Genomic DNA, 24,026 nt, shown 5'->3' with positions numbered 1-24,026 from the left:
TCAAGTAAAATTAACCAATGTGGTTAAAGGCTATTTTGCCTAGAAAACATTGAGTTTTCAGCTTTCGTCTGACACAATAGACACAATCTTTGGAGCCTTCACAATCACTTTGCGCGGAGCTTTACCACCCAAGCGATCAGCTACAGCTTCCAACGCAAGCTTTTCTAGCTCTTCGGCCTCAATATTCGGGTCAACTTCGAGCTTTGCGCGAACTTTGCCCTTAATTTGCACAACAGCTGTAACAGTATCTGCACCAATGTAGCGAGAATCTGCAACAGGCCAATTTGCGTGAGCAATCGACTTAGTATGCCCAAGCTTGCTCCACATTTCTTCGCAAATATGCGGAGCAATCGGAGAAAGCATAAGAACAAGCGGCTCAACTGCTGTGCGAGGCACGCTAGGCAAAGATGTTAAGTGGTTATTTAACACAATCAGCTTAGCGATTGCAGTGTTTGGTCGCATTGCTTCCATCTCTACAGTCACTTGCGCAATCGTGTTATTAACAAGCTTTAGTGTCTTTTCGTCGAGCGCATCTTCTGTTACTACGCAAGCGCCTGTTTCTTCGTTAACAACGTTACGCCACAAGCGCTGCAAGAATCGCATGCCTCCAACAACGTTACGCGTATTCCATGGGCGAGATTCAGAAAGAGGACCCATACTCATCTCGTACAAGCGGAACGTATCTGCACCGTAATTTTCGTACATATAGTCTGGAGTCACAATATTCTTTAGACTCTTGCCCATCTTTCCAAACTCGCGATTCACGCTCTCGCCGTGCCACGTAAATGTTGGCTCTCCAGCGCCGTTATTAGCGCCTTCTTCAACTTCGTCTGCTGGAACGTACTGTCCACGCTCATCCGTGTAAGCGTAAGCTTGAATCATGCCCTGGTTAAATAGGCGATGGAACGGCTCAGCAGAATCCACGTAGCCCAAGTCATAAAGCGCTTTATGCCAGAATCTCGAGTAAAGCAAGTGCAAAACTGCGTGCTCTACGCCACCAACGTAAAGGTCAACGCCGCCAGAAACATGCTCTTTGCCTGGACGGTTCGTGCCCATCCAATAGTCATATTCGTCGCTGTCAACCATGTGCTCTGCGTCATTCGGATCCAAGTAGCGCATGTAGTACCAGCATGAACCAGCCCAGTTTGGCATAGTGTTTGTATCTCGATAGTAGGTTTTTACACCGTCACCAAGATCAAGCTGAACTTTAACCCAATCGTCGTTTCTGCTTAATGGCGCTTCTGGCTCCGAGTTTGCGTCGTTCGGAGCATAAGTCTTTGGTTGATAGTCTGGAACATCTGGCAAAGCAATCGGAAGCTCACTATCTGGAACTAAGTAAGCAACACCGTCCTCGTCATAAACGATTGGGAAAGGCTCTCCCCAGTAGCGCTGCCTAGAGAACAGCCAATCGCGAAGTCTGTAAGAAACTCTGCCAACGCCTACGCCTGCTGATTCAAGCCAAGTCGTCACTTTTTTAATAGCTTCATCTACGCGCAAACCGTTAATAGACAAGGCGTCGCCAAGCTTATGAGTATGCTCCACAGAAGAATTGATAACAATTCCGTCATGAGAAACAAATGGAGCTTTGCCATCATAATCTTCTAACTTTTCGTCAGAATCAGGCAAAGGCTTAACCGTATAAATTACTGGCAAGCCGAAAGCTTTAGCAAAATCATAATCGCGCTGATCGCCGCCTGGAACTGCCATAATTGCGCCCGTTCCATAACCCATAAGCACATAATCTGCAACAAACAGTGGAAGTTTTGCACCAGTTACAGGATTAATCGCGTAAAGACCAGTAAACAAGCCAGTTTTTGCTCCAGCATCTTCCGTGCGATCTTTAGCAGTCTTTGCACGAGCTTGAGCTTGGTACTCTTCCAATCCTTCCTTAAGATTTGCGTAGCCACCCTTCCAACTTTCTGGAACGTTTGCACTCCAGGCTTCTGGAATATGCTCAAGAATCGGATGATCTACAGAAACAACAGCAAAAGTTGTACCAAAAAGCGTGTCTGGACGAGTTGTGTACACTTCCAAATCGCGCGTTTCACCATCTGCACAAGGCACATCAAAGTGAACGGAAGCACCGTGAGATTCGCCAATCCAGTTTCGCTGCATAAGCTTAACTTTTTCTGGCCAATCAATCGTATTCAAATCTTCAATCAAGCGATGAGCGTAAGCCGTAATTCGCATTGACCACTGACGAAGATTGCGCTGGAATACTGGGAAGTTTCCGCGCTCAGATTTTCCTTCTGCAGTAACTTCCTCGTTTGCAAGCACAGTTCCCAATCCTGGGCACCAATTTACAGGAGATTTAGAAATGTAAGCAATACGGAAGTCATTCAAAACGTCTGCTTGTTCTACTTTGCTAAGTTCTTCCCACTTTTTGCCTGCAAAACCAGGAATTTCGCGCTTTGCGCTCTTAAACTCATCAACAAGCTCACAAATTGGACGAGCAGAACCCTTTCCTCCATCTTTTCTTACAAAATCAGGGTTATACCAAGCATCGTAAAGCTTCGAGAAAATCCATTGTGTCCAACGAACGTAGTTTGTATCAATAGTTGCAAAAGACCTACGATCATCAAAACTCAATCCCATACGATGCAACTGCCTGCGCATATTTGCAATATTTGCCTCGGTAGTAATGCGAGGATGCTGACCAGTTTGCACGGCGTACTGTTCTGCAGGAAGTCCAAAAGCGTCGTAGCCCATAGCATGCAAAACGTTCTCGCCTTTCATGCGATGATATCGGCTTACAACATCTGTTGCTAAATATCCAAGAGGATGTCCAACATGCAAGCCTTTACCAGAAGGATACGGGAACATGTCCATCGCAAAGAAAGAAGGGCGGCCTTCAGCATTCCTGCCTTCGCCATCCTGCAAATTGCCCTTAACATTAGCAGCCCAGAATGCGCCTTGCTCATCCCAGGTTTTTTGCCAGCGCTGCTCAATATCTTGTGCGAGTTGCGCATTATAACGAAAAGCTGGCTCAGCGATTGTAGCTTTATTGTCAGCTGTTGAATATTGTTGATCGTTGTCTTCCATAAACAAGCACTATAGCGACTCATATCGTCAATTTGCAACACTTTTTACAACTTTTAAGCATATTTTATTGTGTTTTTTGAAAGTTTTAATGCACAATTCACAAAATACTATTATTTAGCGTTTTTTATAAAAATCATTACTACAATTGTTTTAAGAGTTTAACATAAGAATTTACTAGAAATAATATGATTTAACGAGGTTAGTTATGAAGGTATCAAAGAACACGCTTTTATTAATCGCATGCCTTGTATGGGGATTTGCTGGATTTAACATTCTTAAGATTGGTGTTAATGCATACTCAAACTTTTTAACTCCTATTAACTTCACTTTATCTTTAGCTGTTTTTGTAATATTCCAAGTGTTTATTTTTGGAAAACTTGTTAAAAAGCATGTGTCTAGAATCAACGCTTACAAAGAAAACAAGCAATTTTTCCTTAAATTCTTTGACGTTAAATCTTTTATAATCATGGCTTTTATGATGACTTTTGGAATTGTTCTTCGTGCAACAAATATAGCTCCAGAACGCTTTATTGCCGTGTTTTATACGGGATTAGGCTCTGCATTAGCCTTAGCAGGATTGCTTTTTGGATATCATTTTGCTAAAACTGTATGTCCGCGTTACAAAAACACTCATACTATGCAATAGCGCTTACAAACACTTGTAACGACATCAACATTACTAAGGAATATTTGACTATCACTCTACGTAAGGAAGTTACTATGAACCATGTTATGAAACGTTATATTAATACGTCTTTGTTGTATGCTGTCCTCGCCATGATTGGCGGCGTCTTTTATCGCGAATTTACAAAATTTAATGCTTTCCATGCAAAAACTGTGCTTGCTGTAGTTCATACACACTACTTTATGCTTGGCATGGTTGTTTTTCTGTTACTCATACTATTTGAGAAAAACTTCAGTTTTAGTAACGAAAAAACTACAAGAATCCTAATAACTTATCATATTGGACTCAACCTAACAGCAGTAATGATGATTACTCGTGGAATTGCACAAGTAATGCGTCTACATCTCAGTCCATCTATAGATTTTTCCATAACTGGTTTAGCAGGAATAGGACACATCCTACTTGGCGTAAGTATTGTACTAATCTTATTGCAAATTAAACGCAGCATCGCTCATTGTGCTAATACTTCATTAGAATAGTGATGATAGGAATAATTTAGTTTATTCATAAAATATTTATTAAGTGTGTAACTATAAGCCGCATATGCTACTACATTAAGAAGGTTGCTATGAGTAATAACGTGTATAAAAAGAGCAGATCATACGCACCAGAACGATTCTTTGAATGCGAAGGTCGTGGACTTAATTGGCTTCGAGAAGCTTACGACTATGGCGGGCCTAAAGTAGCTAAAGTTTTTGATTGGGGAAAAGACTACTTAAACATTGAACGCATTGAAACTACAAGCCCTACTCCTTTAGCATCGTTTGAATTTGGAGCGTCTTTGGCACACATGCACGATTTTGGTGCAAAATATTTTGGCGAAGCTCCTGCAGACTATAATGGCACATGCTATTTTGGACCATTAAGCGACCCTGTAAAAATGGATTGCGGCACTTGGAGTAACGTTATTGACTATTTGGCAGAAGGCAGACTTTTGCCAATGGTAAATCTTGGTATTTCTAGAGGAAGTCTTACAAAAAGCGATTTAGATCTTACAAATAAAGTTATTGGCGCTTTGCCAGATTTGCTTGGAAAAGCCGCTGAAGATAAGCCAGCGCGCGTTCATGGAGACTTGTGGAGCGGTAATGTTCTTTGGACTAAAAGCGAAGACGGAGAACACACAGAAGCTGTTTTAATTGACCCTGCAGCTCACGGCGGCCACCGCGAAGAAGATTTATCAATGCTTCACTTATTTGGAATCAGCTATTTTAAGCAGATTCTAGACGGCTACCAGTCTGTTCATCCACTAAAATCTGGTTTTGAAAATCGAATGACAATTTGGCAACTCTACCCTATTGCTGGTCATTGTGTTTTCTTCGGTGGAGGCTACGTTAGCGAATATCGAGATATGTGCTTGGATTTGCTTAATAGGTAAATTTGCATTAGATAATTTAATAGAAACTAATAGACAAGTAAGTACAAAACTAAAATTTACGAAAGGTTTTAACTATGATTCGCACGCATAAGCATATTTTGCGCAAAACTATTGCTGTTATAGCAGCTAGCACAATGCTTCTTGCGATTTGCGCATGCGGATCTAGTGCACAAAACGCGTCTCCTAGCGCAAAAGCTCAAGTGGACCACGGCAACGTTATAGTTTTTACACCCTCTGATGGCCTAAATTTAAGTAGAAAAACTCCATTAAGCACATGGGATAATCTTGTTCCAGAAATAGTAAAATCGTTAAAAAAGCAAGGATTTTCTAGCAACGCAATCACAACTAAGTCTTCTAACAGCTTGTACAATCAAAGTCAAGATATTCAAGATTATGTTGTAAACACTATTACATCACTAAATCCTAAAAACAGCGCTAAAAATACTAAAAGTAAAAGCGCAAAAACAAATGTTAAGAATCTTCAAGATAGCGCAAAAAAGCAGCTTTCAAAAACGACTATTGTTGTTGCTCCTTGGACTAATAAAAACGGTCACAACAATTATGGAGATTATGTAACTCAACCAGATTCAAATAGTGATCAATTAAATGACGATGATTTAAAGAATCAAGAAGAAGCAGAAAATAGACTTTCTAACGCTTTAGAGCTTGCTAAAAAAGCTGGAATGCACGTTGTTATGCTCTCTAGACTGAGTAAAGGATTTAAGCCAGATATTCTATTTAATCTTTCTTCCGCACAAAGAATTGGAGAGATTCAAGCCTACACTCTTGTACAAAAATTGGCTCTAAATCAAGCATCTAAAGATAATCCAAAAAGCGTGGAAGTGCTTTTGCCTTGCCATAATCAAAAGCAAAATGTTCATTTTCATGTTGGAATAAACAAACGCACAATAAACTCCGAGGATTCTTTGTATAAAACTCCAGATTTTGATGACGAATTTTCCAAACTTGCGTTTGAAGGAATCTGGAAAGTTCTAAAGCCATATTTTGAATCTGGACTAATGTTTTCTCCTTCTGGAAAGCTTAACAAAAATTCCACTGAAAACGATTGGGAAAACGTTGCTATAGATGCGGATAATTCTGATTCTGTTAAAGCAGAACTTGAATTTAGACTTATTGAAAAAAATAATTCTAAAGCAACTCCAACAAAACACGTAGATGGAATTATTGCGTTAGAAGATCAAGTTGCTATGCAAACAGAAAGCGCTTTAGAAGAGCTTGGATATAAGGGCAGCTCTGCAGACATTAATCCTTCGTTTACTCTTCCAGACATTATTGGAAACTTTATTGGAAAACGCAACTTGAGTAAAAAACGAGTACCTTTGCCATCTAATGTAAAAAATAATAAGCTCAAAAAACAAAAAGTAAACAAAAAAAGTAACAAAAATAAAAACACACAAGACAACAATCAAAATATCAACCAAGATAGTCAAAGTGAGTATGCAAACACTATTGTAAACGATTCAAAATGGCCTATTATTACAGGCTACGGAGCATACAAAGACGCTTTGCCTAATCTTGTAAACGGAAAGCAATGGATGACTTCTATAGAAAACATCCAAAAGATTTCTAGCGATGTTGCAAAACAGTGTAATTCGTTGAATACTACTGGAAAGATTACGCAACTAGAAGATGTAACCATTTTTGTAAACAATAGTGATTCGCAAAAAGGTGTACCAGTTGCAAATGAAGATATTCTTGCAATCAGCGCAACTAATCTTAAAGCGCTTTTAATAGACCCAGGCTATGTGACTCTTGCAGACGCTGGGCTTTAATTGATTTGCGCTAACGCATTACGCTAGCGCATTGCTCAAACGATTACGCTAATCAACTTAAGATTATGCCCTAGCTTGTGCTCTATTAACAGAGATTAATTCAATTATCTCTTAAGTCTTGGAGCATAAATCTTATTTTCAATAAGATCTTTGTAACGCTCTAGAACAACGCTTCTTTTTGCTTTAAGGCTTGGAGTAACCAATCCATTTTCTTGCGTAAATGCGTCTGGAACAATCTCAAACTTTCTAATCGACTGCGCTCTAGAAACCTTAGAATTTGCTTTTACAACACTTTGCTCGATTTCGGATCTTACAATTGAATTTTTTCGAGCTTCATCCAGCGAGCTCACAGGCCCTGCCCCTCTAGATATAAGCCATGAGTTTACTTCTGCCAAATCAAGCGCAATAATTGCCGATATAAACGGCTTTCTGTCTCCTACAACAACGCATTGAGAAACTATTGGGCAAGTCATAACAGAAGCTTCTAGAATGCTTGGAGAAACGTTTTTACCGCCAGCAGTTATTATTAAATCCTTTTTACGGCCTGTAATCCTAACAAATCCATCTGGTTCTAGCGTGCCAAAATCTCCCGTGTGCAGCCAACCATTTACTATTTGCTTTTCTGTTATTTCTGGATGATTATGGTATCCAACGCATACTGCAGGGCTTTTAATGCAAAGCTCACCTTCATCATCTATTGCAACAGACACACCTTTAACTGGAATACCTACTGTTCCAATCCTGTATCCCTTTGTAGGGTTTACCATTGATGGCGCGCATGTTTCTGTCATCCCATAGCCTTCAAGGATTGGAAGCCCAATTCCATTAAAGAAGTGAGATATAGACGTGTCTAAAGGAGCACCGCCAGAAACACCGTATTCAACACATCCTCCAAAAACTTGCAAAATCGACTTATATACAGTGTTTTTAAAGAATTCGTGACTTATTGCAATCAATGGAGAAACCATTGCACCATTTTGCTGCGCTTTTGACCATTGTTTAGCAACTTTTACGCTTAACGCAAACATAACGCCTTTTAATCCTCTGCCTGCTTTTTGAGAAGCCGCATTGTAGATTTTTTCAAATATTCTAGGAACACCAAGCACGAATGTTGGTCTAAAGCTTTTGAAATCACTAAGTATTGTTTTTAGATTACTAGATAATCCAAGTGTAACGTTTCCGGTAAAGCAAAAGAATTGCATATATCGCGCAAAAACGTGTGCTAGAGGAAGGAACAGCAAAAGTCGTGGACTACCATTCTTACTTTTTAACGCTATATCTGGCATAGAAACTATTCCAGACTTTGCTATAAAAACGAAGTTGCCATGTGAAAGCTCAATGCCTTTTGGCTCTCCAGTAGATCCAGAAGTATAAACAATTGTTGCTAAATCTTTACCTCTAACAGCTTTTTCTCTTTCGTAAAATTCTGCATCCGTAACGGTTTTTCCGTATTCAATAAACGTGTCGATTGCGTTTGAACTCAATACGAATATTTCTTCAAGACATTTGCATGACTTTTTTGCAATCAATGCATTCTCTCTAATTGCTTCGTCTTCAACAAAAATCATGCTCACATTGGAATCGTTAACAATGTTTTCTATTTGACTCACAGAGCTTGTTTCGTAGATTGGAACAGTTAAAGCTCCAATAGACATTATTGCCATATCTAGCAAAGTCCACTGCCAAGAAGTATGAGCAATTATAGATATTGAATCCCCTGGCATAACGCCGTGTGCTATAAACCCTTTTGCAACCGATATAACTAAATCTCTAAACTCTTTAGCGCTGTAGGATTCCCATTTTCCATTTTCGCCAAGATACTCAATTAAGGATCCGTTTGCATTACGCTCTACGCGATTTTCAAGAAGCGAAAAAACATTTGCATCGTAATCAATCTTCTCATCAAGATTGCGAGAATACTTTTGCATAGCCGCTCCTTAAATTGCGCATATTGTTTAAGCAATGATTCTTAACATTTTACTCAAGAATCTATACACACTATACGATACGTATTTTACTATTTTTCTTTTAAGTCTTCTTTTGGCTTTAACACTATTTTTTGTTTTTGAACCATCTTTTTTGGGTTTGCATATGTTCTGTTTCTTCGTTTTAATCCCCATTGAACGCAAAGATTATCGCAATGATCCGATCCGACTGTTACATATGCAAAATTCTGACCCTTTTTAACAATTGACCCAACAGGCAAATCCGTATATGCAGGCTCAAATGTAGATGTTAAAACACCATGACTTATTGTTACAACAGACTTTCCAGCGACTAGCCCCGCAAAGGCGATTATTCCGTCTTGTGGAGCGCGCAACTCATCGCCTTCTTTAGCTTGTAAATCAACACCTCTGTGGCCTGCAAGCCAAGGCTTGCTTGGAGCATCAAAATCCTTAATAATATTTGCTTCTTTTACTGGATATATCATCCTAGACTTGCAATATTCCTCCTTAGAATCCTCACTCATACTTGTAGCTAAAACATGCTTTTTAGAATTATTTTTACAAGTATTCGCGTATTGCGTATACGCATCTTGCTGATTCGCTTGAACGTATTCATATTCAACGCTTTTGCTAATACTCGTATTTTCTAGAACACGAATTAGTGTAATAAATGCAATCAAAGCAAAAAACGCTATTATGTATACAAAAATTATCTTATGTTTCAAAACATATTTTTTTATTCTATTAATTTTTTTGGTGATTCTTTGCATCATTTTTTTATCAATGACTTTTATATTAAATATTTTCCACATATTTTCTCTCCTTTGAATTTCACACTAAAAATGGCGTATTTTAAGGGTTTTTGCTAATTTATTTTGCGTTCTTAAAAGTTTTTCATACGATTCTTTTTTAGTAAAGATTTTTTAAGCAATGTGGTTAAAGGCTATAAAACCTTGATATTTCAACGTTTAACAATTTTCGACACGCCCAAACGAGCATATATTTGCATATTGCCAAATTCCGTGTAATATAAATGTCTTGTGCACGGCACAAAGCCAAGCATGGAAGATATTCCTGCGTAGCTCAGTTGGCAGAGCGTTCGACTGTTAATCGAATGGTCGCTGGTTCAAGCCCAGCCGCAGGAGCAAAATAAACCACCAGTTCGTCTGGTGGTTTTTTGTTTTATAAAAATTTTAGTCCATCAAAATCTAAGTCAAACTCTCGGGTTATAGGCCAAAAACCTATAAGTTGCAATGCGTTAACGTACTTGCTTTGGCGTAAACTGTAAAGGTCGTTTGCATAAAGCAAATCTTGGCAAATATTGATAAACAGAGGATAAATATGTTAGAAAACATCTCCAAAGTCATGAATAATGGCAATAAAAAGAAGATGATAGTTCTTATAACTGGCGTTGTAGTACTTGCGCTAGTTTTTTGCATAGGCGCATTATGCTGGAGCGTTCAGCATAATGCTCGCGTAAAAGAGGCTCGTAAAGCTTGCGAAGTTCAAGTTGCGCAAGTAACTAAAGCAAACAAATCTTGGAACAAACTTATTAAAAATTCTCTACTTGTGTCTTTTGCTAAAGAAGATTCCGAAAACGGCAAACTACTAAATAAGCTTATGAAGTTGCGCATTCCAGAAACAGTTGTGTGCAACGCAAATTCACCAGAAGCTTTAGGTGCGCAAAATGCTCAAGCTATTGCAGCAGCGCAATGGTATTCCGATAACGCTCAACGAATTCGCAGCATCACTTCTATTATGATTGATAAAGCTGCAGGCGATGAGTCTACTCAAGAAGACAAAAAGAAGGAAGAAGAAAGCCAAAAGCAATTGCAAGAGCTTACTGATTCTATTATTAGAAAAGCACCTAGAGTACAACGCAGGCCAAGACTTACCATTCCTAACATTCCTCCAGATCCTGTAGAAAAAGCGACGAGAAAAGCTCAAGAAGATGCTGCTGCAAAAGAAGCAATTAGAGAAGCAGAAAAGAAGAAGAATGCAGCTGAAAAGAAGGCTGCAGATAAGAAAGCAGAAGAAGATAAGAAAGCAGAAGAATTAGAGCAAATGAGAAAAGAGATTAGAGAAGCTGAAAGGAAGGCTGCAGAAAAGGAGGAAGAGGAAGAGAAAAAGAAGCAGCAGCAACAAAATCCTCCTGCGCCACCAACTCCTAATCCACAAGCTCCTACACCTGGAGCAGAAACAGGAAATCCTGGCGGCACTACACCTCCACCATCTAATCCTGGCGGCGGAACTAACGGCGGCAATAACGTAAATACGCCTCCACCAACTAATGACGGCGGAAACAAATAATAACCTCTGTTAATCAATAAAAAAAATGCGCTCAGCAAATCACTGAGCGCATTTTTTATACTCTAATCACTTTGTTAAATCAACTTGAGTCCACAAAATAACTCAGAATGGCTTTATTTCAACGTTTTCAGCAAGTCGCAAACAGTGACGACACACCAAACGACACACCTGAACTACTATGTTTAAGCATGTTTGAGCAGCTAAATGACGCTTAGAGCATTCTCCAACACGCCAAAAAAGCCTTAGTTCTATTATACCATTTTCACGCTTTGAAGAGCAGCTAAGACTATAAAAAATTACCCCCCGCATGGAGCGAGGGGTAATTGCTAATTTTCAACTTGTATTCTCAATCAGAGAATACTTTAAGCATAGCGCGCGCTACTTGCTTTCGCTAGTCTCATCTTCCAGAATTTTGCCGCGGCCATCCAACTCAACATCAGCGTCGGTTGTTGCGGCATGCTTGCCTGTATTGATAGCATCATCCGTCTGCCCATCAACATAAGTTTTTACACAAGCAAGTACAGATAAGAGGACTCTTATAGCTTTTGTTTTTGCGATTTGTAGATTTAATGCTGATACATTTTCGGCAAAGCTAACGCCTTCTATCCAAATAATATATCCGCTAACAATTCCGACAAGCGGCGGGTTAATGCCTAAGTTTGCTTTAGTTTGAGCGTATTCAAGCAAAATCGAAAGGGCTACTATCAGTACGTATGCAAATTTGTGGAATAAGCCGTCTCGCATTTTGCTACTAGACACTGAGCGCAAGTAGACTGCTTTTGCAAAACCACTAATATAGTCGAGCAACACAAGTCCGCCAGCAATTTCGAGCAATAAGATTTCAGTATCGTTCATTCTTTTCTTCTCCTATTTGTTATTTTGGTTGATTGTCTTTTGTTATCCATGCGCCGTTAAGGTGTGTAGTACAGTTGCGCGCGTCACCGTCGTAGTACATGCTGCCGTCTGGCTGTACTAGGATTGCGGCGCGACCGCCAGTTAGTGTGATTGTGGAAAGAACAGTAGGTTTGAAGCCTTCTGGTATGTACTCGTTTGCTTTTGCCCAGTGTGCGTCTCCAGCGTGAATGCCGCCGCACCCATTTACGGTTACAACGTTTCCAACGCGCGTTATGGCCATTCTGATATCCTGGCTGACTGCCCACGGAACGTGCACATAAACGGTGCTAATGTCTCCGTCGTGCGTGATTTCTGATACGGCTGGCACTTGTGGAGCTGCTTGAGGCTGCTGCGCTTGCCTATCGCTTTTTGCATACGATTGCCACGCCGTCGCGTCACCGTAGAATTTGTTGAGGTCAAGATTGCCACCGTATCCAGGCAATGCGCCACTACTCGAATATTGGCGCATCGCGCAATCATATGCGCCTTCATTCCAAGGCGTATCCTGATATCCTATGTGAGCGTAGTTCTTATATTGTGCTATCCAAAGTCCGCAATTTGTAGCATTGCTAACGGCTGCGAGCCTTCCATAATCGCGTTGGCTGCCATAAAGAAGTGGATGCACGCCAGTGAGATTGTAAACGGTTTGAGCACACTGCTGCAAATACGCGGTATCGCCATAAGCACTGTTGTAGTCGCTTTCAAAGTCCAGTGCGAGAACAGCGCGACCAACATAGTCTTTTACAGTGTTCATAAAATATTCTGCTTCCGCCTGCCAGCTGCCGCCACTAATATAGTGGTAAATGCCTAATAGCTTGCCACTATTAAGCGTCGCGTCGGCTTGTTCACGAAAACACGGATTTATATACCCTGTGCCTTCTGTGGCTTTAACGATGACAAAATCAGCTGGCACGGCGGCAATATTAATGCCGCGCTGGTACCAGGATATATCAATGCCGTTTAATGCCATATTTTTCCTCCTTGATATTAAAAAAGCCACGCGCTTGCGTGGCTAAAAAATTGAGTTGTTCGGGAATCCTGAACATGTTCAAAATCTAATCGTGTGCTAATCGTGCGTATTATAGTCGAGCGTTTTCGGATAAATTCGGATTCCTCGGACAGATTCGGACAGTTTCGGACGGAACGTATCATACTTTCTGAGTTTTGACCTTGTTGGACTCTTGTTGGACTCTTGTTGGACTCTTCTGAATTTTTGAGCTGCTTATAATCCGCATCCATGCTCTGCATAGGTTTAACTCATCGTGAATTCTTTCTTTAGATACAGTTTGAGGCCGCACGGAGACGGCCTCAAGATTAATAGATGCGCGTATCCTAACAGCTATCCGATGCAGAAGCATGGGAGTGCGCCGCCCTGAGCGGTGTTAGGCTGGGAGATGTTCGCGCCATCGTAGTCGACAACAGTCAGAATCCACGAGTAGTTATAGTACGTGCTACGCAGCCAATACCAGTTACCTCCAGAACCATTAACGTAATGCCTCATGCGACTGCTGTTATCACTAAAGCAAGCCCACTTCGAATAGTAACTAGAAGACTCTTTAGAATAATATATTCTGCCAAGCGCCTCAATCTCAGATGGCGGGAACACGTATTCATTCAAATAGAATGTGTTACCATACTCATTCGTCCAAGGCAATCGCATATTAAGCACGTAAGACTTCAAAGACGAAGGCATTGAGTTGTAGAACCTAGTAAAAACGCTCTCCAAATCAGAGGCAGAATAAGTGTTGCTATTGTTATCACTAAACTGTACTCCGCTAGTGCCAATCAGCATATTAGGTACCATAAGCGCCTCATTCTGGCCGTAATGGTTGAACTCTGCAATAGTCCAGCGGTACGTGTTACCGTCCACCGTCTCTTCAAAATAATCGCCAACGTTCACCATGTAACGCTTGTCGTCGCGAATCGCGCGCGCAATAATCTCCGCGCCCGACGAATAATTCTCAAACGGCTTCCAGCCTGGAAGTGGCTCAAAGCTAGGCGTAAGCTGCTTCGGCGACGTGTGCGAGTTGAACCATTCGCGATCCTCGCTAGGATTCAACCCAGTTTGCAAAGTAAGAGGCACGTCCAAGCTCACGCCGCTATCATCAGTCGCGCGAAAATGAATAACCGTTCGCGTAGTACTAGGGAATTTTTCATCAGGCGTTATGACGCGCAAGCCGTGATTAGGCTGCTTCTCAAGCCGCACGCGCGAATCGTCGCAAGATACGTCGTAAAGCTCCGCGCGACTCAAATCCATCGTTGGCGTAATCTGCAAGTCCGCACTCTGATTTTTTGCAAGAGTTAGCGAGCTAGCAGACGCTGTAAGAGACTTAAGCTTAATGTCACCATTACCGCCGCCGTAGAAAATAGGTTGAATAACAGTCATTACTTAACCTCCTGCTCAAGAACAGTGAACTTCAGATCTGTTGGTTTTTTGACGATAATCCGCAAGTATCCAGTATTAATACTCGAGTCATCGTCAGAATCCAGAAAAATAGGGGAGGCCGCGCCGTACGCTTTCACGTCCGCCTCATTTGCTGGCTTCAATCCAACAGTGCGCACAATAGGGGAGCCGGTGAGCGCGTCAGGGATAGCCACGGTTGTCATGTTGCTGTTAAAAGAGCCTGCACTAACGGTGAGCGTGTGAGATTTGATTTTTACCCACGCTCCGCTCTTGCCTTGCTCAACCGCCGTCTGCAGCGAGCTAATACTGTTCTCAGCGTTACTAATACGACTCTTGTTGTTATCAGTAGCCTCAACCGCACTGTTAGCCGTGGATTGTGCACGCTGAGCCGCGTTAGCAGCATCGTTAGCCTTGCTCTGAGCTTGCTCAGCTGTAGAGCGCGCCGTTTCTGATGTTGCGTTAGCGCTAGCGGCCGTTCTTCGAGCATCAGAGGCCGTCTGCTCAACATTTCGCAATCGCGTTTCAGATCCTTGCAAAGCCTGCATAACGCACTCCGCCGCATGCTTTGCCGAGTCCGCCGCCGCGTTCGCCTCGTGAGCCGCATCATCAGCCTTGCGGGTAGCCAGTCCTGCTGAAGACGCTTGAGCGTTAGCCGTACGAGTCGCCTCCAATGCGGCCTCTTTAGTCTGTTTCAATTCCTCAACGGCGGTAACAACCTTTGCCGCGGTCTCGCCAGCCTCTTTCACCTGGTCAAGCACGCTCTGCGCTTGAGCCACAGCCGTCGCCGACTCTTGAGCAGTGCGCAACGCGTTGTTAGCCGCCTCCACAGCCTGTTCGCTAGTCTGTTTTGCTTGAGCAACCTCACCCGACACATTCCTATAAGCTTGTGCAGCCTCATCGCACTTTTGAGCACTAGACGACGCACTAAAGCCAGCACGCTGAGTCTTAACAACTTCTTCCTTTAATGCCGCCAAGTCAGTCTCAGTTTGCTTGTTTGCTGCCTCTGTTTTCTCACGAACCGAGTCCGCTTGTTGCGCCGCGCCATTCGCGCGCTCAACGGCCTGCTGCACCTTGCTAGCAGCATCGTTCGCCGCGTCCTGCACGGTTTGCTTCATACTACTAACAGCAGCATCAGCACGCGCCGCCGCCTGGTCAGCAGCCTGCTTGCTCTCATCGCACTTTTGCGCCGCCTGGTCAGCCTTGTTCTTCGCCTCAGTTGCCTCTTGTGCCGCCTCATTGGCTTTGTTTGCTGCCTCTTGCGCTGCTGTTCGGATAGAGTCCGCTTTAGACGCCGCCTCGTTGGCGTTAGCTACAGCGCTCTGAGCATTCTTCGCAACAGTCTCGCTCTGCTCAATAACGCTCGTAAGCTTTCCACTAAGCGCATTCGCCTCGCTAGTCGCATCAGCACATTTCTGCGCCGCCGCCTGCAAAGCCTGCCTATAAGATACGCCTTCAGGCGAGCCAGCGTCATAAACAGGCCTCTCAACAATAGCCGTAAAGCTTTTAGAGCACACGATAGAGTCGCCGCGCTTAACCTCAAAGCCAAGCGTCACGGCGCCAGTCATGCGACACGCGTCGCGAGGAACAACACACTCGTAAACCACGCCCTCAGGCGACTGTTTACGCTCCATTCTCACGCGCCCACCAAGCAACACTCCAGGCTGCGGATTATACGCAAGCCATACTTCCACGCTCTCATCATCGATAGGTACGCCGTCATTACAAGGCTGCACGCATATTGTGCGACCGTTCTCATCGCCGCCATTCAGCCTAACGTCAGGAATAAAAGCGTTCGCATAGTCAAGCTGAATAATCGAGCGCGTAACGCTAGTAAAATCACTCATCTTTATCAGACTCCTTATTAGCTGATGCCGCCTCAAGCTCCTTCACTCTTGCAGAAAGTACTTTTGCGCGAGCTTGCCAGCGCGCATTATCCAAACTAAGATTCGCAATCATAAGTTGCAAATTAGTCAAAGTAATAGTGTTTTCATCTTCCATCATTAATCCTCCTTGCTTGTAGTGTTTTTAGTATCTTTCCCATCAATGCCTAACGCGCTCATAATCAAATCAAGCTTTTCAAGAATCTGATTCGATTGACTGTTTGACAAGTCAAGAATACAGGCGGAGGCGCAACAGTGCCCTTAGGCATCTCTGGCATAGGTGGAATTGATATATTCCTATCTTCGTTAATCATCAGTGACCCCAATCGTCGTTAATAACAAACCCATTCGCAAACCCGAACCGCACAGGCTGCCAAGTAGTAACTATGCCATTCTGATTTATGCTAGTAGGTAAATAATACTGTTGAACGCCCAAGCCGACACCACCGCCAGAAACACAACAAGAACTATCGATAACAGCATGTGTAAGACTTCGATTTGACAGCGATGTGTTGCCAAAAATCGTGAAGCCATCATCATTATTATCAAGCATCATTCTTATAAGCCCATTGCACACCCAGCCCATGCAGGTGTCGTAAGAATCAGCTTCAAAAGTGAGCATTGATGTACCATCATCACGTCGGCTGCGACCAATATGGCCGAGCTTTCCGCCGCCGTATGTAGAAAGATGCATGCCGCTTTCATTCAGCGTGAGCAAACCATTATAAATAGCATTATCCGTAATCGTCATTCCACCAATTTCGCCATGAGCCACGTGAATAGTGGATGCCGACAAATCCCACCAGTTAGAGTTCGCGTAATCCTGGATTCGCCCAGCACGAATAAGATTCGCGTCCAACGTGCCAGTCTTAATCAAATCCGCGCTAAGAGAACCAGTCTGCATGTAAGAAGCGTTCAAATACACGTGACCACCGCTCAAATAGATACCCTGCGTTTGACCGCCATTAGTGAGTTTGTTGAAAATAGCATCCTGGGTAAGTGACTCGTTGGTAATCTCAGCGATAGTTTTGCCACCAATCTTCACCGACGCTTGCAATGAGAACTCGCCAGTGTCAAGATTCCAAAAATTACGACCCTGCGCGTCGCTCAAAATACCAGTGTAGATCCGGTCTGCAAACAGCCCGTGGCCGTCGCAAACCTTCTTCCAATCCCAATCTCCATTAGACTTTTTAGAGTCTGCGATTCGCCAGAATCCGCCACCAATCTGAGTCACGGTAGTAGGATTCTTATCCTTGTTTTTGTCATACACGTACAAACCTGCGTTGGGCGTGAAATACGTGTAACCGCCGCGAGCATTAAGTACCGTGTTTACGTGTTCGATAAGGTCACGAACATACAAGCCGTTACCCTCAGCAACCGCATTCCACTCATCAGACTGAGCAATAAGAGCATCAAGCTTCTGCTCTTGAGCACGGCGCTTTTGCGTATAAGATTCGTGAATGTTGCCGAGCGTAATGCGAGTCGCGTCAACAGAATCAAGTAAATCTTCCTCAATTTTTAGCACGCGCCCTTCAACGCGAATAGGCGGGTTGAAAGTCGTGTCAACAATTTGCACTGCGTCACCAATGTTTACGCCGTCGGGGTCAAAACCAGCGCGCCCAAGATTCACAACCTCAGCTTCATAGGACACTTGAGGCTTTGACACTTCCTTAAGCTTCTGCTTGCCCAGCCTCAACAGTTCTTGAGGATTAGTCGCATCGTTAAATATCACTTCGCCTTCAGCGTGCTGAATGTCTCCAGCTGCATCGCGAATACCATAGAGCAGGCGCGCGTTTTCGTCCACTAAGTAAGGCTTGCCGTCGTTTATTGCTGTAAAGCTAACGCGCTTAGTGAAAGTCTCACTCTTGTTAGAAAGCCTCTCAAGCTCGCGTTTTTGTCTCTCTAAGCGTTCACGTTTGCGTTGAGCAATCTCAGCACGTTTTCTAGCAATCTCTTTAGCACGTTCAGTCCTGCGTTTCTCGCGCTCAGCCTTTCGTGCTGCCGCCAATTCTTGCTGAGCTTTACGCCTTGCCTCATACTCGGCTTTTCTGGCAGCCTTGCGAGCCTCCCACTCTGCTTGCCTCTTAGCTTTCTCAGCCTGCTTTTGCTCCCACTGCTTTTGTTTCTCAGCCTTGCGAGCCTGCCAATCCTGGCTGTTGAATCTTCTTCCACGCGGTCTACTCATCAGAACCACCTTCTAACTTAGACTCTTTCTTCTCAAGCTCAGCTTTCTCTTTGTCATAATCGCGCTCAACACCCTTACCCCAAACGTAAAGCTTTGTTATCACTTGAGCTGGGTCAATTACTCTCTTCACGTTCTTAAGGTCACGGCCGTATTCAAAACGTTTCGACGCAACACGATTACCACGCCTCTCAAGCAAGCTAATCTTTCTATGAGTAATAACGCCGTCTTCAACGACAATATGCGTTTCCAGCTCAAGCCCAAAAACTTTGCATACTTTCATAAGAGCATCAAGAGCATTAATATGGTAAAAACTCAAATTAGCACGGTGAGAAAGCGTGCCATTTTCTACAGTTTCAAGCTCCCAGCGAGTGCCATCAACAGCCGTTTGAGCGCGTTCAATAGCTGTAGTATCTTGCCTAGGGTCATACACAATGTAACTATTCACAAGCTCACACACGCTGTTAGAAGCATTAATAGTCACAAGAGGCACATTCTCCGAGCGTTCTTCTTCAACAGACTGAACAACATACTCATACGTATCGTTGCAATCCGTGTAAATAATCCTATCGTTTTTCGCAACGTTAGTATTTTCTACCATGAGTTCTAGAGTGTCTGTACCGTCAAGCGCGCGAGTACGCTCAGCCTTCAACAAGTGCGTAATCTCAGCTTTAGGTTCCTCCGTAGAGGATAAAACTATAAACTTAAGCATCAGCGCCTCCTAGAAAATAGTTTGAGGACGAAAAGTAAGAACGCCAGCGCAATCATCGCAAACAATAGTGTTTAATCCAGGACGCAACGCAAAGCATGTACTATCAACAGTTGGTAGAATGTGATTGCCGTTTATCATGTATTCTCTATGCTCAGGCGCGGTAGAGGCAATAAGAGTGCCATTAAGATGCACGCCAATATCGAATTCGAGGAACGCACCGCTGTTGTGAGTAATGCGCAAAATGTCAGTGTCAACGTTCATTTCAAAACGTGGCCAACATGGAATGTTGCCAGCAACGTTTATTTGCGTCTCCCTACTTTTAAGCTGTACTGTATTTTTACGACCGTAAGTCCACGGTTGCGCGGTAAGAATAAGAGTCGCCACAATTACGCGACGACTCTTGCCAGGGTATTCCAACTCGCTTATACGCCATCTTCCTCGCCACTCGCCATCAGTAAGATAACAAGACAATGTGCCGCGTCTGCCTTGCAGGCGAACCAGATTAGCGCGTACGGCTCTAATCTCATCAGGTTCGCCAACAGAAAAAAGACTTACGCTAATCTCAATAGGATTCATGTAGGCTCTTAAGGTTTCATCCTCAAGAGTAGTATCGAGCGCTCCGCTTAAGCCTGGCACGGTTACTGAGCTTGTTTTAAGCTCAGGCTGTGCAACCTTGACACCTCTCTCTTCAAGAGATAAACCAAGCTCACTGATAGGAGTGCCGTTAATGCGCACCCAATACTCGCCATTTTCCCATATTTTCATGTTTACCTGCCTAGCTTAGCGAGCCTATTAAGCTCATTGTTCATTGGTTTCGCTAACACTCCAGCCATGACTTCGCCGCCGCGTCCGTTCAGTTTCAGTGTCACGCCTTGGCTCATAACCTCGCCAAACGCCTCGTAAACGTCCTGCTTAGTTAAACCGTGCTGCGACGCGTCAACATCGTAGTTTGTGGCAATCTTAGCCAGCTGATTCTGCTGACCATTCCAACCACCGTCAGGCGGCACGACAGTAGTTTTCAAGCGGATAGTATTCGCATCATCGAACCAGCTGCCAGACTGTTTAGTGAATCCTGCGACCTGCTTTTGTACGCCTTGCCACGAGTCGCCAAGACCCTTGCTAAAGCCTTGCATGATAGCGTTACCAGCTGGAATGAGTAGCTTCTTATCGTAAGAGATTGGACCCTTGTGCTTGGCTATCCACGAGCCGATGCCGCCTACAAAGTTGCAGATACCGTCCCATGCAGCTTTTAAGCCTTTAAGCAAACCGTTAAGGATAGCCTTGCCAGCATTCCATAGCCATTGTCCAGCGCCGCTAAAGAACCCGAGGATTCTATCTTTAATGCCGGTTACAAAGTTGAACACCGCATCAATTCCAGCTTTAGCACCACTCTTGATGCCGTTCCAAATGTTAGTAAAGAAGCTCTTAATGCTGCTCCACGTGCTATTCCATATTTGGCTAATGCCATTTAAGAAATTGTTAATATAAACGTTAAGACAATCCCATGCTGCTTTAGCTGCTTTTTTAATAGAATCCCAATTATTGACGAAGAAATTCTTGATGCCATTCCAGCACGCGTTCCAAGCTTTCCCGAGACTATCGCAAATGGACTGTAGTGTAGACGTGAGCCAATTCCAAACAGCTTGAGCAGCGCCTTTAATCGTGTTCCACAATGCGTTCCATATGCCCTGCAATACAGCGCCGCCAGCGTTAAAAATAGCGCCGATACTATTCCACCCAGCTTGCAACAGCCCAGTAATAGCATCCCAAATAGCTTGCAAAATGTCTGGCAGTGCTCCAATAAGCGCGCCAATAGCCTGTGGCAAGCCGGCGATAATGCCGCCGATAAGCTGCCCTACGCCTTCAAGAAGGATAGGCAAACAGTTTACAAGAGCCACAGCAATATTGCTTAGAATCGTAGGCAATGCTGCAACAAGCTGAACAATCAGCGTTGGTAACTGTTGAGCCAATGCTGCGATTAGTTGAACAACGCCCTGCACAATAGCAGGTAATAATGTTGGCAACGCTTGAGCAATCGACGTCACCATCTGCACAATGCCCTGCATAAGCTGCGGCAAGTTAGTTATAAGCCCCTGAGATAAGCCCTGCACAATCTGTGGCATCGTTTGCGCTAACTGTTGGGCAATCTGCGGTATTTGCGCTGCCAAACCTTGGAAAAGACTGCTTAATCCTGCAACCATTTTCGGTAACGCCTGCGGCAATGCTTGAGCAATACCACCTATCGCCGCCAACAATGCTTGAGACAATCCTCCAAGAATACTCGGCAGCGCTTGACACGCCCCTTGGAATAAGCTAGCAAAACCTTTAGTAAGCCAGCTTGCTATCGACGGTAATTGTGCTACAAGAGATTGGAACAGTTGCTGCACGCCACCCATAAGCGACGGTAGCTGTCGCATAATAACAGGCGCTAATTGGCTGAATGCTTGAGCAAGCCCGTTGATAATCTGAGGCGCGCACTGCGTAACAGTTTGCGCAATCTGCGGTATAGTCGTAGCTAACGCTTGAGCAGCCTGCGGAATATTAGCAGCAAGATTCTTAATACCATTAGTCACGTTTGCAGCCATGTTTTGCACGCTTGACGCAAACTGCGATGGGTCAAGCTTCATCATCGCGCTAAATCCTGCGGTAACGCCGCTCATAATAGCCGCGTTAATGCCAAGAGCAGATGCAGCTTTACCTACGGCACTCAGGCATGTTCCCACGCCTTTAACAGCGTTGCCAAATATTTTAATGCCGCCGCCAGCAGCTCCAATAGCCGCCGCCCCGATAGCTTTAAAAGCAGCTTTGCCCTTAGCGCTTATTTGAGAAAATAGTGCTTGCAAAACGCTAACAGCTCTACCTAAGAGTGGAATCTTAGCGCACGCGGCGTTGATAGCAGACCCTAACCCATTCTTGATACCAACGCCAATCTTTACAAAAAGACCTAACAAAGGAACAAGAGTTTTTGACGCAATAAACGTTATAGGAGTAAAAGCTTTCCCTATAACAAACGCTGTGACCTGAGCGACTTTAGCCAAACGACTTAAAACATTCGACGCCGACGCAACCATTGACCCAATAGGCTGAGTTAGAAAATCAGGAATCTTAATGCCAGTAACATCTCGCACTACATTAGCAACAATCGCTCTAGCTTTGGTTGCTTCTTCCACTGTGACTTTGCTGTTAAAAAGTTTAATTCCACTAGCTTGTTTAGATATGATTTGAAAACCATCAACCATGTCAGTGAAACGAGCCTTAATAGTATTACAGCTAGCGTTCGCCTCATCTTCTAACAGTTTGAACGCGTTCTTAAACTCAGCTGGTATCTTAGTGCCGTTCGCCTCAGCCTCGCGCATCGCGTTAGCTAATTGCATTACACTATCGCGCACGTTAAGATTGCCGCGCTGCATATCATTGAGAATGTCAACAAGCTGCGCACCGTCTTTACCCATCTTACCAAAGTCAACGGCACTAACAGCTTGAGCGAATAGTTTAATGCTTTGCGCTCCAGCATCAAAGCGCCCTATTTGCTTAGCAATAGTTTGCAATCCAGAACCGAGTTTAGAAAGTCCAGCGCCCGACGCTTCTAGTAGGCTTCCAGCCATTTTGCCAGCCGCGCCACCAATAGCCACGAGGCCATTCTTGAGCTTAACCAGCGCGCCGCCAATAATAGGAATACGCCCAAGAAACGAGTCCGCGCCCTTCAAAATACCACTAAACGCCATCGCGCCAGCAAAACCGAGCATTTTAAGCCCATTTACAAGCTGATCAACGCTCAAGCTGCCAAGTTTGTCAAACAAAGCAGTCAAAGGCTTAAGAAACGCCTCAACTTTATCAGGAGAAAGCGCACGGTCTAAAATCGGAGCAAGCCTAATAAAAATAGACGACATCGCTGCGCCAACACTCGTCGCAAGAGGAATAAATCCTTTCAAGCTGTTAGCAAGCGTGGTTATGGCGCCACTCGAAGATATAGATGCTAAACCATGTCCTAATGCTTCGCTGATTTTAGTCGCGGTTTGATTCGCCGCCATCTGCCAATCGTTTTTAATAGCAGTAAGCGCGCGGTCTGCGGTGATTGGCATCATTGCGAACTGTTTATTAATTTTGTCAGCATTCTCAAGAACGGCGTCACGGAGCGCATCACCAGAGATTTGTCCAGCTTTGCCTAACGCTTTGAGTTGACCGACATCGACGCCAAGATGTTTAGCGAGCATTTGAGCAATCATAGGCGAGTTTTCCATAATGGAATTCAACTCATCGCCGTTAACAATGCCTTTGCCCAATGCCTGCGTAACCTGCCTCATAACCGACGCGGTTTCAGCGCCGCTAGCACCAGTCGCAATAAGATTCTTTTGCAACAGCGTGCTGAATTTTAGCGAAGTTTTATAATCAGGAATAGTCTTAGGCGCGAGCTGAACAAGACGGCTAGTAGACTCAACCATGTCTTTAATAGGTATGCCAATGCCATTGGCTGCCTTGTGTGTTGCTTCCAACGCTTTCTGCCAGTTGCCGCTAGTGCCAACAGCGACTTTAAGCATGGACGTAGTGCGCCCCCACTCGTTACCAAGATTGACGACACTGCCAGCAATGCCAGTAATCTTCTTGCCAAGCATTGCTACACCAGATAATGCTGCGCCAATCTTTACATACTTACCAAGGCTGCTGTTCACGCCGTTTGCAATCTTCCTGCCGAGCAAACTACCAGCATCCACTCCTGCGAACGCCTTCTGTAATACGCCGCCCATGTTGCGCACTTTAGGCACGACTTCAACAAATGCTGTGGCAACCTTGATAGCCATAATG

General features: G+C 43.9%; 18 protein-coding genes and 1 tRNA gene. 6 read left to right on the top strand and 13 right to left on the bottom strand.

All coding sequences use genetic code 11. The annotated features are described in order from the left end of the window. Window positions 1-57: 57 nt before the first annotated feature. Window positions 58-3,042 carry a leucine--tRNA ligase gene (leuS, locus tag NYP55_RS06040; protein ID WP_472781729.1) on the bottom strand — a complete coding sequence of 995 codons (2,985 nt, stop codon included), beginning with the start codon at window positions 3,040-3,042 and terminating at the stop codon, window positions 58-60. A 205-nt stretch (window positions 3,043-3,247) separates the two neighbouring features. On the opposite strand from leuS, the gene NYP55_RS06035 reads away from it, so the two are divergent. The 4 genes from NYP55_RS06035 (at window position 3,248) to NYP55_RS06020 (ending at window position 6,895) form a co-directional block, all read left to right on the top strand. Then, the gene (locus tag NYP55_RS06035) at window positions 3,248-3,688 is read left to right on the top strand and encodes a hypothetical protein (RefSeq protein ID WP_101889338.1); all 441 of its coding nucleotides are present in this window, start codon (window positions 3,248-3,250) and stop codon (window positions 3,686-3,688) included. 74 nt (window positions 3,689-3,762) lie between these two features. After that, on the top strand, window positions 3,763-4,206 hold the full coding sequence (locus tag NYP55_RS06030; protein WP_080649342.1) for a DUF2871 domain-containing protein: 444 nt from the start codon (window positions 3,763-3,765) through the stop codon (window positions 4,204-4,206). Between the two features lie 89 nt (window positions 4,207-4,295). Continuing rightward, window positions 4,296-5,102, top strand: a complete 807-nt coding sequence (locus tag NYP55_RS06025; RefSeq protein WP_004133024.1) for a fructosamine kinase family protein — start codon at window positions 4,296-4,298, stop codon at window positions 5,100-5,102. 74 nt (window positions 5,103-5,176) lie between these two features. Beyond that, on the top strand, window positions 5,177-6,895 hold the full coding sequence (locus NYP55_RS06020; protein WP_472781728.1) for a type 1 periplasmic-binding domain-containing protein: 1,719 nt from the start codon (window positions 5,177-5,179) through the stop codon (window positions 6,893-6,895). Window positions 6,896-6,999: 104 nt separating this feature from the next. Here NYP55_RS06020 and NYP55_RS06015 read toward each other — a convergent pair whose 3' ends face one another. Then, entirely contained in the window at window positions 7,000-8,823 is a 1,824-nt protein-coding gene (locus NYP55_RS06015) for an AMP-dependent synthetase/ligase (protein ID WP_102704572.1), read from the bottom strand. Window positions 8,824-8,912: 89 nt separating this feature from the next. Further along, window positions 8,913-9,653 carry a M23 family metallopeptidase gene (locus NYP55_RS06010; RefSeq protein ID WP_102704573.1) on the bottom strand — a complete coding sequence of 247 codons (741 nt, stop codon included), beginning with the start codon at window positions 9,651-9,653 and terminating at the stop codon, window positions 8,913-8,915. Window positions 9,654-9,913: 260 nt separating this feature from the next. Here NYP55_RS06010 and NYP55_RS06005 point away from each other — a divergent pair. Both NYP55_RS06005 and NYP55_RS06000 read left to right on the top strand, forming a co-directional pair. Next, window positions 9,914-9,986, top strand: a tRNA-Asn gene (locus tag NYP55_RS06005). Window positions 9,987-10,182: 196 nt separating this feature from the next. Beyond that, window positions 10,183-11,151 (top strand): hypothetical protein, encoded by a 969-nt coding sequence (locus NYP55_RS06000; protein ID WP_115757596.1) that lies wholly within the window; start codon window positions 10,183-10,185, stop codon window positions 11,149-11,151. A gap of 378 nt (window positions 11,152-11,529) precedes the next feature. On the opposite strand, the gene NYP55_RS05995 is transcribed toward NYP55_RS06000, so the two are convergent. The 10 genes from NYP55_RS05995 to NYP55_RS05950 all read right to left on the bottom strand — a co-directional run bounded on the left by NYP55_RS05995 (window position 11,530) and on the right by NYP55_RS05950 (window position 24,022). Further along, window positions 11,530-12,006, bottom strand: coding sequence for a phage holin family protein (locus NYP55_RS05995; RefSeq protein ID WP_472781727.1), 477 nt, complete (start codon window positions 12,004-12,006; stop codon window positions 11,530-11,532). 19 nt (window positions 12,007-12,025) lie between these two features. Continuing rightward, a complete protein-coding gene (locus NYP55_RS05990; protein WP_472781726.1) occupies window positions 12,026-13,015 on the bottom strand; it encodes a GH25 family lysozyme in 990 nt (329 codons plus the stop codon). A gap of 369 nt (window positions 13,016-13,384) precedes the next feature. Beyond that, a complete protein-coding gene (locus NYP55_RS05985) occupies window positions 13,385-14,431 on the bottom strand; it encodes a DUF6273 domain-containing protein (protein WP_472781725.1) in 1,047 nt (348 codons plus the stop codon). Continuing rightward, window positions 14,431-16,293, bottom strand: coding sequence for a hypothetical protein (locus NYP55_RS05980; RefSeq protein ID WP_472781724.1), 1,863 nt, complete (start codon window positions 16,291-16,293; stop codon window positions 14,431-14,433). Before NYP55_RS05980 ends, NYP55_RS05985 begins: the two co-directional genes overlap by 1 nt. Next, window positions 16,286-16,450 carry a hypothetical protein gene (locus NYP55_RS05975; RefSeq protein WP_472781723.1) on the bottom strand — a complete coding sequence of 55 codons (165 nt, stop codon included), beginning with the start codon at window positions 16,448-16,450 and terminating at the stop codon, window positions 16,286-16,288. The genes NYP55_RS05980 and NYP55_RS05975 overlap by 8 nt, the downstream gene beginning before the upstream one ends. A 61-nt stretch (window positions 16,451-16,511) precedes the next feature. Then, window positions 16,512-16,643, bottom strand: a complete 132-nt coding sequence (locus NYP55_RS05970) for a hypothetical protein (RefSeq protein ID WP_472781722.1) — start codon at window positions 16,641-16,643, stop codon at window positions 16,512-16,514. After that, a complete protein-coding gene (locus NYP55_RS05965) occupies window positions 16,643-18,514 on the bottom strand; it encodes a phage tail spike protein (RefSeq protein WP_472781721.1) in 1,872 nt (623 codons plus the stop codon). Before NYP55_RS05965 ends, NYP55_RS05970 begins: the two co-directional genes overlap by 1 nt. Beyond that, the gene (locus NYP55_RS05960; protein ID WP_472781720.1) at window positions 18,507-19,223 is read right to left on the bottom strand and encodes a phage tail spike protein; all 717 of its coding nucleotides are present in this window, start codon (window positions 19,221-19,223) and stop codon (window positions 18,507-18,509) included. Before NYP55_RS05960 ends, NYP55_RS05965 begins: the two co-directional genes overlap by 8 nt. 9 nt (window positions 19,224-19,232) lie before the next feature. Continuing rightward, window positions 19,233-19,988: a phage distal tail protein gene (locus tag NYP55_RS05955; RefSeq protein ID WP_472781719.1), complete on the bottom strand. Its 756-nt coding sequence runs from the start codon at window positions 19,986-19,988 to the stop codon at window positions 19,233-19,235. Window positions 19,989-19,990: 2 nt separating this feature from the next. Further along, the gene (locus NYP55_RS05950; RefSeq protein ID WP_472781718.1) at window positions 19,991-24,022 is read right to left on the bottom strand and encodes a tape measure protein; all 4,032 of its coding nucleotides are present in this window, start codon (window positions 24,020-24,022) and stop codon (window positions 19,991-19,993) included. Window positions 24,023-24,026: the final 4 nt, after the last annotated feature.

The organism is Gardnerella sp. c10Ua_31 (genome assembly GCF_055700915.1).
This window is presented reverse-complemented; position numbering and strand designations above follow the sequence as displayed.

Bases quoted from the DNA above. Each gene is read 5' to 3' on its own strand.
- leuS (WP_472781729.1), bottom strand. From the start codon at position 3,042: ATGGAAGACAACGATCAACAATATTCAACAGCTGACAATAAAGCTACA.
- NYP55_RS06035 (WP_101889338.1), top strand. From the start codon at position 3,248: ATGAAGGTATCAAAGAACACGCTTTTATTAATCGCATGCCTTGTATGG.
- NYP55_RS06030 (WP_080649342.1), top strand. From the start codon at position 3,763: ATGAACCATGTTATGAAACGTTATATTAATACGTCTTTGTTGTATGCT.
- NYP55_RS06025 (WP_004133024.1), top strand. From the start codon at position 4,296: ATGAGTAATAACGTGTATAAAAAGAGCAGATCATACGCACCAGAACGA.
- NYP55_RS06020 (WP_472781728.1), top strand. From the start codon at position 5,177: ATGATTCGCACGCATAAGCATATTTTGCGCAAAACTATTGCTGTTATA.
- NYP55_RS06015 (WP_102704572.1), bottom strand. From the start codon at position 8,823: ATGCAAAAGTATTCTCGCAATCTTGATGAGAAGATTGATTACGATGCA.
- NYP55_RS06010 (WP_102704573.1), bottom strand. From the start codon at position 9,653: ATGTGGAAAATATTTAATATAAAAGTCATTGATAAAAAAATGATGCAA.
- NYP55_RS06000 (WP_115757596.1), top strand. From the start codon at position 10,183: ATGTTAGAAAACATCTCCAAAGTCATGAATAATGGCAATAAAAAGAAG.
- NYP55_RS05995 (WP_472781727.1), bottom strand. From the start codon at position 12,006: ATGAACGATACTGAAATCTTATTGCTCGAAATTGCTGGCGGACTTGTG.
- NYP55_RS05990 (WP_472781726.1), bottom strand. From the start codon at position 13,015: ATGGCATTAAACGGCATTGATATATCCTGGTACCAGCGCGGCATTAAT.
- NYP55_RS05985 (WP_472781725.1), bottom strand. From the start codon at position 14,431: ATGACTGTTATTCAACCTATTTTCTACGGCGGCGGTAATGGTGACATT.
- NYP55_RS05980 (WP_472781724.1), bottom strand. From the start codon at position 16,293: ATGAGTGATTTTACTAGCGTTACGCGCTCGATTATTCAGCTTGACTAT.
- NYP55_RS05975 (WP_472781723.1), bottom strand. From the start codon at position 16,450: ATGATGGAAGATGAAAACACTATTACTTTGACTAATTTGCAACTTATG.
- NYP55_RS05970 (WP_472781722.1), bottom strand. From the start codon at position 16,643: ATGATTAACGAAGATAGGAATATATCAATTCCACCTATGCCAGAGATG.
- NYP55_RS05965 (WP_472781721.1), bottom strand. From the start codon at position 18,514: ATGAGTAGACCGCGTGGAAGAAGATTCAACAGCCAGGATTGGCAGGCT.
- NYP55_RS05960 (WP_472781720.1), bottom strand. From the start codon at position 19,223: ATGCTTAAGTTTATAGTTTTATCCTCTACGGAGGAACCTAAAGCTGAG.
- NYP55_RS05955 (WP_472781719.1), bottom strand. From the start codon at position 19,988: ATGAAAATATGGGAAAATGGCGAGTATTGGGTGCGCATTAACGGCACT.
- NYP55_RS05950 (WP_472781718.1), bottom strand. From the start codon at position 24,022: ATGGCTATCAAGGTTGCCACAGCATTTGTTGAAGTCGTGCCTAAAGTG.